The 13,729-nt window shown below is 51.0% G+C and carries 14 protein-coding genes and 3 pseudogenes; 3 read left to right on the top strand and 14 right to left on the bottom strand.

Features of this window, described 5'->3' with window-relative positions; translation table 11 throughout:
• A pseudogene (locus OC445_RS15645) lies at positions 1 to 199 on the top strand (IS3 family transposase); the annotation flags it as partial.
• Between the two features lie 263 nt (positions 200 to 462).
• On the opposite strand, the pseudogene OC445_RS15640 reads toward OC445_RS15645, so the two are convergent.
• The 9 genes and pseudogenes from OC445_RS15640 to OC445_RS15605 all read right to left on the bottom strand — a co-directional run.
• Positions 463 to 549, bottom strand: a pseudogene (locus tag OC445_RS15640) (site-specific integrase); the annotation flags it as partial.
• Positions 540 to 782, bottom strand: a complete 243-nt coding sequence (locus OC445_RS15635) for a transposase (protein WP_056791085.1) — start codon at positions 780 to 782, stop codon at positions 540 to 542. The gene OC445_RS15635 and the pseudogene OC445_RS15640, both read right to left, overlap by 10 nt.
• A gap of 381 nt (positions 783 to 1,163) precedes the next feature.
• Positions 1,164 to 1,451 carry a helix-turn-helix domain-containing protein gene (locus OC445_RS27150; RefSeq protein ID WP_081089430.1) on the bottom strand — a complete coding sequence of 96 codons (288 nt, stop codon included), beginning with the start codon at positions 1,449 to 1,451 and terminating at the stop codon, positions 1,164 to 1,166.
• A gap of 65 nt (positions 1,452 to 1,516) precedes the next feature.
• Positions 1,517 to 1,732 (bottom strand): hypothetical protein, encoded by a 216-nt coding sequence (locus OC445_RS15630; RefSeq protein ID WP_223816856.1) that lies wholly within the window; start codon positions 1,730 to 1,732, stop codon positions 1,517 to 1,519.
• Between the two features lie 217 nt (positions 1,733 to 1,949).
• The gene (locus tag OC445_RS15625) at positions 1,950 to 3,392 is read right to left on the bottom strand and encodes a glucosyltransferase domain-containing protein (RefSeq protein WP_082423479.1); all 1,443 of its coding nucleotides are present in this window, start codon (positions 3,390 to 3,392) and stop codon (positions 1,950 to 1,952) included.
• Positions 3,389 to 4,309, bottom strand: coding sequence for a glycosyltransferase family 2 protein (locus OC445_RS15620; protein ID WP_054899054.1), 921 nt, complete (start codon positions 4,307 to 4,309; stop codon positions 3,389 to 3,391). The genes OC445_RS15625 and OC445_RS15620 overlap by 4 nt, the downstream gene beginning before the upstream one ends.
• Positions 4,306 to 4,668 (bottom strand): GtrA family protein, encoded by a 363-nt coding sequence (locus OC445_RS15615; RefSeq protein ID WP_056791091.1) that lies wholly within the window; start codon positions 4,666 to 4,668, stop codon positions 4,306 to 4,308. Before OC445_RS15615 ends, OC445_RS15620 begins: the two co-directional genes overlap by 4 nt.
• Before the next feature lie 416 nt (positions 4,669 to 5,084).
• Positions 5,085 to 5,306: a hypothetical protein gene (locus OC445_RS15610; protein WP_262020208.1), complete on the bottom strand. Its 222-nt coding sequence runs from the start codon at positions 5,304 to 5,306 to the stop codon at positions 5,085 to 5,087.
• 353 nt (positions 5,307 to 5,659) lie between these two features.
• Positions 5,660 to 5,788, bottom strand: a pseudogene (locus OC445_RS15605) (type II toxin-antitoxin system RelE/ParE family toxin); the annotation flags it as partial.
• Positions 5,789 to 6,079: 291 nt separating this feature from the next.
• Here OC445_RS15605 and OC445_RS15600 point away from each other — a divergent pair.
• Both OC445_RS15600 and OC445_RS15595 read left to right on the top strand, forming a co-directional pair.
• Entirely contained in the window at positions 6,080 to 6,736 is a 657-nt protein-coding gene (locus tag OC445_RS15600; RefSeq protein ID WP_262020207.1) for a tyrosine-type recombinase/integrase, read from the top strand.
• Positions 6,700 to 7,368, top strand: a complete 669-nt coding sequence (locus tag OC445_RS15595) for a tyrosine-type recombinase/integrase (RefSeq protein ID WP_131672132.1) — start codon at positions 6,700 to 6,702, stop codon at positions 7,366 to 7,368. Before OC445_RS15600 ends, OC445_RS15595 begins: the two co-directional genes overlap by 37 nt.
• 729 nt (positions 7,369 to 8,097) lie before the next feature.
• Here the strand turns inward: OC445_RS15595 and OC445_RS15590 are convergent.
• The 5 genes from OC445_RS15590 to OC445_RS15570 form a co-directional block, all read right to left on the bottom strand.
• Complete coding sequence (locus OC445_RS15590) at positions 8,098 to 8,304, bottom strand: hypothetical protein (RefSeq protein WP_131672133.1); 207 nt, start codon at positions 8,302 to 8,304, stop codon at positions 8,098 to 8,100.
• 219 nt (positions 8,305 to 8,523) lie between these two features.
• On the bottom strand, positions 8,524 to 8,943 hold the full coding sequence (locus OC445_RS15585) for a hypothetical protein (protein ID WP_054899051.1): 420 nt from the start codon (positions 8,941 to 8,943) through the stop codon (positions 8,524 to 8,526).
• Positions 8,940 to 10,838, bottom strand: a complete 1,899-nt coding sequence (locus OC445_RS15580) for a hypothetical protein (protein WP_054899050.1) — start codon at positions 10,836 to 10,838, stop codon at positions 8,940 to 8,942. The genes OC445_RS15585 and OC445_RS15580 overlap by 4 nt, the downstream gene beginning before the upstream one ends.
• Entirely contained in the window at positions 10,835 to 12,514 is a 1,680-nt protein-coding gene (locus OC445_RS15575; protein ID WP_131672134.1) for a hypothetical protein, read from the bottom strand. Before OC445_RS15575 ends, OC445_RS15580 begins: the two co-directional genes overlap by 4 nt.
• A complete protein-coding gene (locus tag OC445_RS15570) occupies positions 12,489 to 13,661 on the bottom strand; it encodes a tyrosine-type recombinase/integrase (protein ID WP_056791103.1) in 1,173 nt (390 codons plus the stop codon). Before OC445_RS15570 ends, OC445_RS15575 begins: the two co-directional genes overlap by 26 nt.
• Between the last annotated feature and the right edge of the window lie 68 nt (positions 13,662 to 13,729).

Raw genomic sequence — 13,729 nt, 5'->3', positions numbered from 1 at the left:
CACCGATGGAGCGCGTATTTCGCAGCTTGAAAACAGAATGGATACCGACCGTGGGTTATCGAACTGCGCAGGAAGCATAGCGCGATATCAGCCATTTTTGATGCATTGCTACAACTGGATTAGGCCTCATCAATTCAACGATGGGTTGGCTCCAGCGCGAGCCGAGGAAAAACTTAACGTCGTGTCTGGGATTAGTTGACCATTACAATTTGGAATAGGAACGGCGTTATGACTGCATGAAAGACCCGCTTAAAAGGCTGGAAATGGGGCCCACTTAATTAGGTGGACACCAAGGCCTTCGGCGGTTGCGTCAGGAAAGTGTGTTGGCCGGACAGATACATAAGAGCTTCGTTGGCGCATGGAAATCCTAGCGATAAGGGCAATCGCGTCCGCTTATGAATACGCGGACACGATCGCCCTTAATGCTGGAGTTCGGTAGGTGTGTTCGCCGCCCGCTTATTGCTCACCAGCGGAAAGCATCATCGATGCGTAGGTGTGAAGAGTTTGATAAGAGCGGCGATATCTGACGCCGGCGCTTTTTAGAGCTGGTAGGCGCAGTGCGGCTTCGCCGCACCAAATACCGCGACCACGCGTGCCCGTGCAGTGTCAGTGCCGGCCCGCATGTCCATGGGCTGGGTGGCGATCCAGATGGAGTCGATACGAATCACGTTGGCGTTGATGCCGTGATTGACGGCTACGCTGGAAATCGTCGCTTCAGGTTGCAGGCATTCCTGGACGACCTGGGGTTTGAACGATTTGGGGTAAGAGCTACGTTGGCCCATGGAAATCCTGGCGATAAGAGTAATCGCGTCCGCTTAAAATACGCGGACACCATCATCCTAAATACTGGAGTTCGGTAGGTGTGTTCGCCATCTGCTTACCATGGTCTTGATGTAAGCTCGACTCAAGGAACGGCGCACCTTCTCGATCAGCATCACTATAGATCGTGACGTGGGAAATGTGCCATCCAGCTTCGAATTTCTGTACCGTGAGCGTCGTGTTCGCTGACCACCGACGCGTCCAATAAGTAAGCTTGAAATCCATAAGTGTCCCTTAGCTTAAGGGGGTAGAGGCCAACGCGGCGTTCCTCTACCGCCTCAGCCCCGCAGGTGCAGGGCTTGGGCGTTGCTGAGCGACTTTTCCTGAAATTCAGTGTTCTGTTTTCAATGCCGCAAGATGGCATCTTGCAGCATCTTCGGACACGCCCTGAAACGCTCGATCAACAACGTTTCCTCCACAGGTGATTTACCTGATAAGACAAAGTGGGCGTTGCATCCCGCCTTCAAGAAGGCTTGCAGCACTTCGCTCCCTGGAAGCCCCTTGCCTTGCTCGTAGCGACACCAAATCTCGCGAGATATGCCGCAACGTTCAGTCATTACAGCTTGCGTAAGAGCCAGCCGCTTGCGTTCACTTCTGAGTCGTCTTTCTTTTGTTTTCGCGGATGCGAAAATGGGCGTCCTTCTACGAACCCGCCCCGCTGCGAGGCTAGGACTTGGTCGTACCTAGGCCTTTTCCCTCAATTGATCGAAGGCGCAGACACTTTCGGCGCTTCACCGAAAGCGTCCATCAGTGCTGCTCGGGTTTCTTCTAGGGGGATCAGCAATTTATGTCCTGCCTGTTTGTTGATCCCTCCACTCAATGCCGCACCACAAATCAGCCCGAAAACCAGTGCGTAATGGAGGTGTGCCTCGGATTTATCATGGCGCTCGACAGCGGCCTTGAAGTCCAGCAAGGCCCCGGCGAATAGGGCCCTTGGAGATATTACCCCCAAACAGAAACTGGCCCCAACGGACAAGCCTATACTTCTAGCAAGCATTAAAAGCGGGGGTGAATTACCGTAACAGTCTATGATTTACACCGCAGCGACGGAAGCACTCGAGTGAGCGCCTGCTAGTCGACATCCTGCAAACATAAAAATTCGACACGTAAGGGTGATGAGCCATCCCGTATTATTTAAATTTGACATATGCCGTATCTTCGGATCCGAAACAAATGTCGTAATAATATCTTTTTAGCTTAGGCAGGCAACCATTAGAAAAAGCCTCAGCATTTTCATCCGTTGCATATTTTACATCTGGAAGACCAAGTCTTTTAATGACGTATAGACCTCCGTCATATTGATATGAAAATGCTTTAGGCAAAATATTTTTTACCAGGGGATACGCAGTCACTATGACTTCAGTGCCAGAGGAATTTTTTAGCACACCATCGACGCGTATATATTTTATATCATCATATCCGCTTCTATTTATGTCATCAATAATGCTGATAGCCGTTCGTTCAATATGGTCGTTTTCTAGTTTAAAAGCGTTATGCGCAGCATAGACAAAACCAACCATATAAATATAAGGAATAACCAGAATATATCTAAGCGCCCTAACCGAAGCCCAGCACAAAGGTATAAGCATTGCCGAGATAAATCCACCAAAGCCTATATAGCCTCTAGCAAAGAATAGTGGTTGCTCGCTAAAAATCATAACCCCAGGAATTAGCAATACAAACGTGAAGAATGCCAAAACGCTTGACAAAGCCAAAGCAAATGGACTTATAGATTTGTAGTTTGATATCAATAAATTGGTAATTGTCAAGACATAAGCAGAAACTAGACATAAGACGAAAATCTCAAAGCCCAAGCTTTGACTGTTAGTGAATATCGAAAATGAAGATGTAAAATTATCGAATACTTTCAAAGCACCAGACTTATCCAGCCCCACAGTAGTGCTGTATTCTAAGAAGTATTTATTGACCTGCACAAAGTGGATTATTATTTTGGAGTAAACAAAATATCCAACAATGAAACCGAAACCCCGGTTAACAAGTCTTAATACGGCTACTCTGAAATCTCCTTTTGTAGCGAAATACAAGAACTCAACAACTGTCAGCACAGCAAAAATATTTACTGAAACTTGATAGGTTGACAATGTCAGCGTCACAAATGTTGCCGTAATCAGAACACACGCAACTGTTCTTTTGAATTCAAAACAAAACGACAGCAAGGCAAATGCAACAGAAAGCACCATAAAAGGTGAATCATATTTAAAATGTAAGTTTGAGCTAAACAGAGGGCTAAGGATTAAGGGGCATATACAAAAAGCAAATAAAATATCCCTCCCGTTAGAAAGTCTCTTGGACAACATAGAAAAAACAAAGCACAAGAAAACCACTGCCAATATTAATGGTGCTGGATATAAATCAGGCACAATATCGCTTTGCAAAGTTAATGCATTGTAGAAGATCTCTGCGAATGGTCTTGCATCGCCAGACCATCCTTTAATACCTAGGACAACCCTATACAAGTCATCCATATAGTAAACATTCGAACTAAAAATGGGAATTAACGCCACTCCCAATATCAGCAGGCATGAAATAAAACAGTTTTTGCTATAAGTCATTTTCTGTGCCTTTTGAGGATATACCGCGGTCTTTGTTTTACCTCAGTGTATATGCGCCCGATATATTCACCCAGCACACCAATACCTATCAATTGAATGCCACCAAGAAACAGAATGGAGACGAGTAGCGATGGATAACCAGGCACAGCATTACCCCAGATAACTTTATCAATTACCATGAAGCTACCATACAAAAATGAGCAGGTAGCCACAAACAACCCTAAATATGTCCATACTCTTAGAGGTACAGATGAAAAGCTGGTTATTCCTTCAATCGCCAGATTCCATAATTTCCAGCCATTAAACTTTGAATCCCCAGCAGACCTTTCTGCTCTAGAGTATTCAACCAGTTCAATATTTCCGCTTGCCCATGACAATATCCCTTTCATAAACAAATTGCGCTCAGGCAGCAGCTTAACATTTTCGACTGCCTCTCTTGACATTAGTCGGAAATCACCTACATTCTCTTCAATTCTCGGCGTACTGATTTTATTGTGGCATCTATAAAACCACTCGGCTGTTTTCCTTTTCAACCAGTTTTCTTTAGAGCGATCAGTACGCTTGGCTAACACTACATCAGCCCCTAACTGCCATTTTCTAATAAGCTCTGGAATTACTTCAATGGGATCCTGAAGATCTACATCAATTGGAATTACAGCATCTCCAGTCGCATATTCTATACCAGCAAATAGCGCTGGCTCTTTACCGAAATTTCGGGTGAAGCTTAGCGCCATCACTAGACAATCTGCAGTCGCATATTTATTAATAATCAACTCTGTTGCATCGTGACTACCGTCATTTATGAAGATTATTTCTACTTCATACTCGCTCAACTCTTTGTTTTCACGAACGGCTTTATAGAAGATAGGTATTGCATCTTCTTCATTGAAAACAGGTACAACCAATGATATTTTCATTTTTTATCTTTAAAAACAATCAGTTTTGAGTAAAAGAATCCCACAATCAAGCTAATTGCAGAAAATGTTATCAGCGTTAAAATTGGCGTCAAGCTTATTCGATCGGCTAACAAACCAGACGCATAGCTTAATGCACCCATAAAAGCAACGAACGCAATATACCTGAGTGTCGTAGGCTTTTTCTCGAACGTCATATACGAATTAGCAAAATAAGAAAATGTAACCGCGATACTGAAAGCATACAAATTTGACGTGGCTTGACTGAAGTCTTCCTTATAAACCAGCCATGCAAATACAACCCAATGCAGCATAGTATTGACTATACCCACAGACAAATATTTAAAAAAAAGCTTACTCATTTTCTAAAACCCTACAGCTTTTTTATAAACATTGGACTTGCAATCTACCACAACTGGCGAGCTGTGAATAATACCCATCAAACAGTTACTTGGTTGCAGGAACTAAGTGCTACACGATTATTCTGTTGGTTCCAGATTGCACTATTCCTACGGTAGTTTCTGTGTGGACGTCATTCCGTTGCTAGCGCAGTGGACTGGCACTCTTTCTGATAGCTCAAACCTGAGCCATCTCCGGTATTACTTCAGCAGCTTGCGGGCAGCCATCGTTGGTTAACGCCTAGCTGGTCTGCAATCTCTTAGCTGCTCATCCCCTCACTTTTCAGCTTCAGAGCCTGACGGCGTAGCTCGCTCATTTCATCCTCTGTACGGGTGCGGCTAGTCTTTGGCTTGGCTGCGATCTGAGGGATCATATCGGCCTATTCTTCGGCTGGAGCTGGCTTTTCTGGTGCGAGGGACTGAATAGGTGCCATAGAATTCTCTGATGGCTCACTGTCGGTAAACTGGGCCAGACCTTCGCGGATCAGATCTGCCAGTGTCACCGCCACGCCTGTCGCCATCATCCTGCGCTTGGCGATTAACTCTAGCTTTACCCTGGTCTCTTGTTCCAATCGAACGCTGACGTGTTTCTTTGCTGTCATGTCATGCCTCATGTGTTACGCGTATTACTTGACTCAATGTATGCGAATTTCGTAGACATGTCAACAGTCTGCATCCTATCCACAGAGGGTGGCTGGGCTGGGAATCAGCTCATTTCACTCCCAATCAGTCAGCACCTGATTCATTGGTTTTCAGGCTAATTATCTTGTCAGTTAGAAAATTGAACACGGCCTCGGGGCGACCTATCCTGTATTTAGGATTTGGGGAGCAACGGAATAAAAAGTGCACCTAAGGCCAGTGAGGGTCTTGGGTGGCTGGTAGCCTGCAAAGGGGAGCCTACAGAATTCGTAAAAAACGTACGCTAAGGTTTTCTGAGCCTTGGTAGGCCATCCATTCACCTATCTGCGCGGGTTTGCCACAGGCGCAGAAGGTAGATAGTCGAATCCACTATCACGTAGCGCATCTCGTAATGGCCGACCTGGATTCGGCGAACATCCCTTGGTTCAAACCCTTCTACCCGCTCCACATTCTTATTCCCCCCTGTCCCACACCCTCCCGCTATGCACCAACCCCCCTGCAATACTGAACAAGCTCCAATCCCTTCTGATCCCCGCTATTCCTTTTGTGTCCTCTTATCCTTGATTCTGTGTATGGCGCCATATATGGTTCGCGCAACATCGAACCTAACCATACAAGAATCCAGCATGAAACGATCCGAGATAAAGCGCCGGCCACTGGCCGACACGGTGCTGGCATCCCTTGAGCCAGGGGAGAGGAATACCGCGAAAACTATGGAATAGACCGGCTTTATTTCGTGGTCAGCAGCACGGGCTGTAAACGCAGGGAGCTTCGTTTCAAGAAGTCTGATGGCAAATGGGGATGGCACGGACTGGGCGCCTACCCGGACGTGACCGCCAAAAAGGCCAGGGAGAAAACTCAGGAAGTGCAGCGGCTCAATGCTGAAGGCGTAGACCCTATCACCCATAAGGCAACGTTGAAAGTTTCCAAGAATGCCGTCGAGGCGAACACGTTCAAAGCTGCAGCCGATCTATGGCTTGATAAAAAGATCAGGGACGGTCGGGCTGAAAAGACCCTGTCCGGAATCAAAGGCGCGCTGACCAACGACATACTCCCGGCCCTTGGTAGCAAGCCCCTGAGCAGGATCACCAGGTCGGATTGCGCCAACCTCCAGGCGAGCATCGAGAGCCGCGGTGCCCACAACACCGCAGAGAAGGTGCGCGTGTGGGTGAATCAGATATTTGGACTGGCCATTGCCAAGGGCATGAATGAGAACAATCCGGCCAGCAACTTGATAGACATTGCCGAAAAGGCACCAGAGGAATCGCAGTACCCACACCTTTTGGAGTCGGAGCTGCCAAAGTTCTTGCGGGCGCTGGTTGAATCACGCAGCGGCACCATTGTCCGCACTGCCGCATGGCTGACTCTGCTGACCGCTCAAAGCCAGGCATGACGCGCTGGGCGGAATGGGCCGAACAGGCTGTCAAGATGAAAATGCGGCGTGACAACGTCGTACTGCTGCCCACCCAGATAGTGGAGCTGATCAGTGATCTGCAACGGCTTACTGGCCGGTCCCGCTACCTGATCCCATCATCGGGCGAGAAGGTGCCGGAAATTTCAGATGCGTCGATCAATAAGTGCTTTGCACTGATCGGGTACAAAGGGCGGATGACGGGCCACGGCAGTCGGCACAACTGCGAAACTTTGCTATCCGAATTTGGCTGGGATGAAAACTGGCGGCACATGCATCTGGCCCACAAGAAGGCCGGACTCAAAGGCGTGTATGGCAAAGCGATCTACCTGCCGCAGCGCAAGAAGATGGTGCAGTGGTATGCGGACTATCTTGATGCGCTTCGGGAAGCGCATGACCGAGCAACAGCGGGCCGAGTTCGTCTCACGAATCAAAAATATATAAGGACGCTTTATGAAACCAGTAATGGCAACTATCTTTTCTTTCGTGCTGTCTATGACAAGCATCACAGGCGTGGCACAGGCCGGCCAAGTAGATCCTACCGACGTCAGCGAGCAAGCTTGTTCCAGGGATTTGTCATGCTGGGGAAAGCTAAACTATCCCTACTATGTTGACGGTTGCCAACAAGCAATACAGAAAACAGCTAAAAACGCTTTCAAATGGACTGGTGGCAGTGGGGGCATAGCAATAAAGGATATCGCCTGGCTGGATTACAACAAATCGACGATAACCATAAAGGGCGAAAACTTTGAAACCTTGGAGGACGTTGGTGTTTTTCAAGATTCTCACGGCAAGGTCGCGTATCAGCATGGAGCGGGAGTATATAAGAAGGCCAGCTTTGAGTGTGACTATGACGCAGGATCAAAGAAGGTGCTTTCGGTTAGACTGACCGTCTTAGATATATGAGGTCCGCCTAAAAGACGGGCCCTATATTTCTATACTCCCGTGCGCTTCAAAAACGCTGAAGTCTCCGTTGCGGGAATTGTGATGTTTGCAGTAGTAGGGTTTGAAATTTTGACGTGAACCACGCCGTTAGCGACCCACCCGACGCCGATGTTCCGGCGCAAATTCTTCGGCGCAAAAAGAGCCATCGTCAAGCTTTAAGGCTTACCCGCAACGAAATTGGCCGACCATGAGAATCAAATCGCCTTCGTCCGGCATTACCCGCACACGGGAAATGGTTCGGTCAAGGCGAATGGGTAGTGGTACACGTAAGATGGAGGACATGTCCGCATAGGGGCCGAGTGGTTGGTAGCTCCCGTAGGGCGTTAATCGGCTTTCGTCGAAACTTGCCGGTCCTGCAACCTCACAGTAAATCAGTGCCCTGAAACCCTCTGTCTCATCTAAATCGGGCATGATCCGTCGGCGCGGAAGGTCGAAAGATCAAAGGAACTGGCGTAGCGCTCAGACACCATTGACAACAGCTTTTCAAGGGCCTCTTTAGGCCATTTTTCAAAGAGCAAGGATTCTCCAGGCAGCAACTCGGCGCCGATCATCCCTTCGATGCCTTTGAAGATGCAGAGCAGCAGTGGTCCAATGTCGCGAGACAAGCGAGTCGGTCTTATATGACGAATGTTGACATTTGAGTCAACCGGCCATAGAGTTCTAAAGGTAGCCCTTGAGGCACTTGATTTTTAACCCCTTGAGGGATTTGCAGAGCCCGGTTGATTTCCGGGCTTTTGCCATTCTGAGACTTCTGCTCACGCAGCTAGCAGTTACCAAACTAGTGGGTACCGGCCTGACTTACTCAAGGTGAGTTGGTCGGACGTTTACTCCTTATAAGCCAGATCGATCACCTTATGATCGTTCATCTTACTCTTGAGCACACGGTTCTCGTCCAATAGCACCTCATTGACGGATGCGAGTTGGGCGATCTTGGCCCGCAGTTCCTCTATCTCCTGACGATGTGCTGCTGACTTTATGCGTTCAGCAAGCAAGTCTTGGTGTTTCACATCACGCATGGCGCGACTGGAGCGCCCTTGAGCCTCGCGGATAGCCTCGGCAATTCCTGGGTAGTAGTTGTGAATTAGCGCCGTTGATACGCCTGCTTCGCGGGCGACTGCGGTGATCGTAACCTTGGTTTCCCCAGAGCGGGTACGTCCCTTCTGGATGCGGTAAAGCGCGAGCCGCAGATCCTTTTCACGATCGTCAGCCGGCTTGTAGTTAGTTGCCTTGTCGATCGGCTTCATGCTATCAGGCTCTCCGGGTCCATGCCTAACTTGTCCAGTACGTCTCGGCACCGATTCAGGTCGCGTTCAACGCGCTGTCGTCCGCTCTCGCCAATGTCCGGGCAATGCAGCAGCCCTTTCAGATCATCGTAGAGTCGCTGGTATATGGCCGCGTGGCGACGTCCAATCACGGCATTGTTGCAGTTGCTGCAGCGGGTACGTTCTAAAGTATTGCCGACGCAACCGTCGTTGTCCGCCGTGCACCAGGCATGACCGTTGCTGCGAATCGCAGTGCTTTCAGCAATAGAGTTCAGCATAGAGGCGTGATCCTTGAATATCAGCAGGTTCTGGGGTTCTCGCTGCCACTGCTTGAGCGCACGACCATAGCCGCCAGCCATGGGTTCGTCTCCCAACCAGTAATCAACGATGCCGAGTTTTACATCTTGCAATTCCGTCTGAATATCGGCGTAAAGGTCTAGGTCCAAGTGCTGTCCCCAACTGTCGTCTAGCGCGTAGCCCAAGGTCATGTCCAGTGACCAGTGCGCGTAATGCTCCTTGAGATAACGTAGGTCACCGAAGCGGCTATGCGCAGCGTAGTTGGCAAACTTGCGGCGGAACTGGTGGCTGGTGAGACTCCAGTTCAACCCGCAATCCTTGACGAATATGTTTAAGTTGAAACCCAAACCCCACGTGGTAAGCGTGCGTACTTGGTTACCCTCTTTTGGATATACGCCGAGAAATAACGCATGCCGGTGCTTTTGCGCCTCTACAATTCGCGGATCATGTGGGTTGGCGCGGCGGCGGCGCACGATCTCTGCAGCAATCATGGCCTGATAGGGCGCGCACCAGCGTTCCATCACCCGCAGGCTAAGCACGGCTGCCTCAGGGATCATCCAGTCATGAATTCCTACGTCAGTCTTGTCCGACCGCGAGCGCATCCAATGATAGATGGTGCCCTCATCGTCTTGGGTACGGTGGTGCGCACCCAACCGCAAGTTTGCCAACTCATGGTGGCGACAGCCGGAGGTGCTGGCCAGGATGATGTAGCAGGCCGTACGCAGGTCGCTCAGCGCCCGGTTGAATGCTCTCAGACCTCCCTTCCGACCACTATCGCTCAGAAGGCGATTCTTGGCCGCTATGACTGCTTCGCGACATTGCCCCTTTCGCTCCTTCGCGATGACTTCCAACTTATCGCGAAGGTCTAACAGTTGATGGCCGCGTTCAACCTGCAGGTAGGCCCGTTCGAACAGGATGCAGAACACATCATCGGGGATCAGCGGCGTCTTGCTGTCTTTCTTCTGACGGGAGCCGCTACCGGTAAGCCCTGCCATTGCTAAAGAGGACGTCTCTGGCCAGGGATGCTTTGGCATTGGATCATTGGTGTACTGGCTCAGTTCATAGAGCGCTTCGACGGCCGCTAAACGTCTACGTAGTCCCTCTTGCGACAGCGGTTTTCCCTTAGACCGGTGGGGTTGCCGGTACGCTTTGCAGGCGGTCACATAGCTCGCACATACCAGAGGTGTCACCGCGCCCAGATGGTCGAGCTTGAGCACCTTCAAATGCCGAAGGAATATCATTGCATTAAAGAAAAGTTGTCGCACTATGCTGCCTTTAGGCCGACCCGAATCTGTGCGCCCACTCCGGAGATAACGATACAGCGCCGCCTTCATTACCGCCCGAAATACCGGTGGCACGATGCTGAAATCCAGTCGTGTTTTACTGGTAGAGATGTTGTTGGGGAAGCCGTCGAGTTGCCAGGTGTCATCGCCGTAGCAACTGAGGATGACCCAGTGTTCACCGACCTTGGTCGCGCTGATGATCAGAGCGTCGCGCTCGGATTCGGCGAGCTCATACACATCGTTCGGCTGGGTGGGAAGAGGTACTTGGGGTGGTACCGTCAGGAGGTTGCCGTTCATGAAAATGTCTCCAGGCTGTCAATCAAATCAATCGACCAGAACTGGTGTGGCTGGGTTCGGGCGCGCTCACGGGCGGCTTCCACTGCTGTGGCCTTAAAGGTGCCGCGGCGCAGCCCCTCGGCAACGATGTAATGCTCAATCAGCCGTGGAATGTGGGCGTATTCCCGTGCCCAGCGCCGCTTGTCCATGCGCGAGCGCTCGGTCAGTACGCGGAAATAGAAACTGAACAGTTTGTACAGATCTTCTGCCGTCACCGCGTAGTGCTTGCAGCGCAGACAGTTCATGAAATTCATGCAAGTCGCGCCTTCGCGCGCCGGGGCGTACTGTCCGTATACCAAGTCGGAGCAGTGGCCCATGGGGGTGTCCTTGTAGGTCGTACCGATGGTGTTAGTCAGCAACTCCTGCACCAGTACCTCACCCATGAACTGCCAGTTGCGACGGGCATCTTCGCCGGGCGCCAAGTAGTTCTGGTCGGCCACCTGGGGAGTGTTGCCGAGCGCCGCGGCGGAAGTCGTTAAATCGCCATCGGTCAACTCGAAGATACGATTAGCGAAGGTCTTGCGAAGGCGCGAGACGTTGATGCGTAGTGCCTTCCCGTCGCTGTCGGTCAAGCTATATTTGGTTACGAGGCTACTTGTCGCCTTAGCTAGCACATTTTGATTCAAAGCCGAGACTCGACTGGCACCCTTATCGCTACCATATCGATATAGCCATACTCTGCCCTTCAGGTCGTCCGGGGCATCTGCATCCAGAGACTCGGTCAGCGACATCACGCGGCGGATTAGTCGCTCCACGTTGGTTCTCACACTCGGTGTTGATTCCAGGAGGCGATTGGCGTTCGAGTCTGAGCGTAGCGCCACTTTGCTGGTGTTGTAACCACGCCGCTTCCATAGCACCAGAAATACGGCGTTGTCTTTGGGGTGCGGCCGCAGGCAGTCCCGGCCCATTTCCAGCAGTGGAGTTGTATTGCGTCCGGTGTGCAGCGCAATGACCAACAGAGCGAAGACCAGTAGCTCCTTGGTCACTGGTGCGTCGTCATCCCAGATCGGCTTAAGAGCCTGCCTGAGTGCTATTTTGAATGCTTGTCGCTCGCGTTTAGATAGCGCTGTCTCGCCCTTGCCCTTGAGGTTGCTGTTTGGGAAAGGGTTGCGCGGAAAGGTGGCTGCATTGCCGGAGTCGATAAGAGTGATCAGCCCACGCCGACCCAAGGCGAGCAGCACAGGCTTGGTCTTCGAATAGACGCTTTTCTGAGTATTAGTAACCCAGCCCCGCCCCGCCAGATGTGCAAGGTAGCCGTCGATCAGATCCCGATGTAAATCAGACAAAGCTAAGTTACGACTAAAAGCCATCCCACGTAGCACACAGTAGTCAAGGAAGTTGCACAGGCCAGTGTTGCAATAGCTAATAATTGTGGTGACTGAGGCGGCTTGGTCCTGGCCGGCGAGGAACCGCTCGATTTGGCGCTGACAGGCGTAGGTAACGTGGTCGATGCCGACACCGTACCAGCGGCCAAACTTAAAGCGACGGGCGTTAATAGAGTTCCGCCCGAACTCGATCGTAGTGTTAGTCGGCGGGATGACCTCGGGGAGAATGACCACATTGCCTGCCGCGTTGTGACAGTGCTCGACTTGCGGGACGCTGAGATCGGTTTTAGTAAATACCTTGCGCTTGCCCATCAAGTCCCCCCACTAGCGCGTTCAACTCATCGTCATAGGCCAGCACAGCCTCGTCGGCTATTTCGTTGACCAGATGCAGGTACACCATGGTTGTTTGAATCGAACTGTGGCCAAGTTGCCGTTGGATGAATACTAGTGGTTCCAGTCCGCTCGCTGGATTGCGTTGAAGACTGATCAGGGTATGTGTGGCATAGGTATGTCGGAGCATATGCGTATGGACCTTGATCCCCGCCCGCTTGCCTACCTTGCTGATGATCCGATTGATGCTCTTGCCGTCCCCACCGTACGGTCGTCCGAACTGGTTGAGGAGCAGCGCCCTTTGCGGGGTCTTGCTCAGCGACGCACGCTCGCTGCGGAACTTCGTCACATAGCGGTAGAGTTCAGCCATAAACTCGCGACTAACGTAGATACCTCGCGGTTTGCTGCCCTTGGTCACCATGCCGCTGCCGTCGAATGGATCGAGGTAGATGCGAAGGTTGCGCTCGGTTCGTAACGCCTTGTCTGGATCGAAGACATAGGACAGCGGAAAGGCGGCGAGTTCCTCGCGGCGCAGACCCGTATGCAGCGCCAGGCGCATCATCATGCGGTGATGCGGATTCTCCGCAGCGGTCAGTAGCGCCTTGACGTCGGCCATGTTCAGGAACTTGGGCAGAGTCTTATGCCTACGCGGCATCACATCGTTTGCCATAGCCTTGCCGCCACTTGCATCAATATGTGCAAGAAAACGTCTCCCGTGCCTCACGCTGCGTTCCTCATAGGCGAAGGGCAGGCGCTTCACCCACCCTTCCTTTTGCGCGAACTCGTAGAACTTGCAGATGTAATGCAGACGCTGGCGAGTGGTGTTCGATGCCAGTTCGCACGCAATCAGGCTGTAGTCCCGATAGGCCGCCACAAGGCTCTTTGCCTCGCCACGATCAACGTCGCACCAGTCCAGCTCATGAGCCTGGATGAAGCTGAAAAAGTCGTAGAGCGCGCGTCCGGTGCTGGGCCAGGATCGCTTAGAGCCAATGACCCCGCGAAACAGGTAGTGACGAAAGAACTGATTGGCCGGGACACAACTTTCCATTGAGTCCCATAGCAGAATGGGGAATCCAGGATAGGGTTGCCCAGCGATCACCAAATCGTCAGTAGCCCACACAAGCTCCATCTGCCATCCCCTGTACTGACTAGGCAGCCAATCCCTTTGTCTGCTCTGGCAGAGCTAGGGCTATTAGA

The organism is Pseudomonas sp. Pse35, from assembly GCF_024519715.1.
Classification (GTDB): domain Bacteria; phylum Pseudomonadota; class Gammaproteobacteria; order Pseudomonadales; family Pseudomonadaceae; genus Aquipseudomonas; species Aquipseudomonas paracarnis.
Note: the sequence above shows the minus strand (reverse complement) of the source record. Positions and strands in the feature narration are given on the sequence as shown.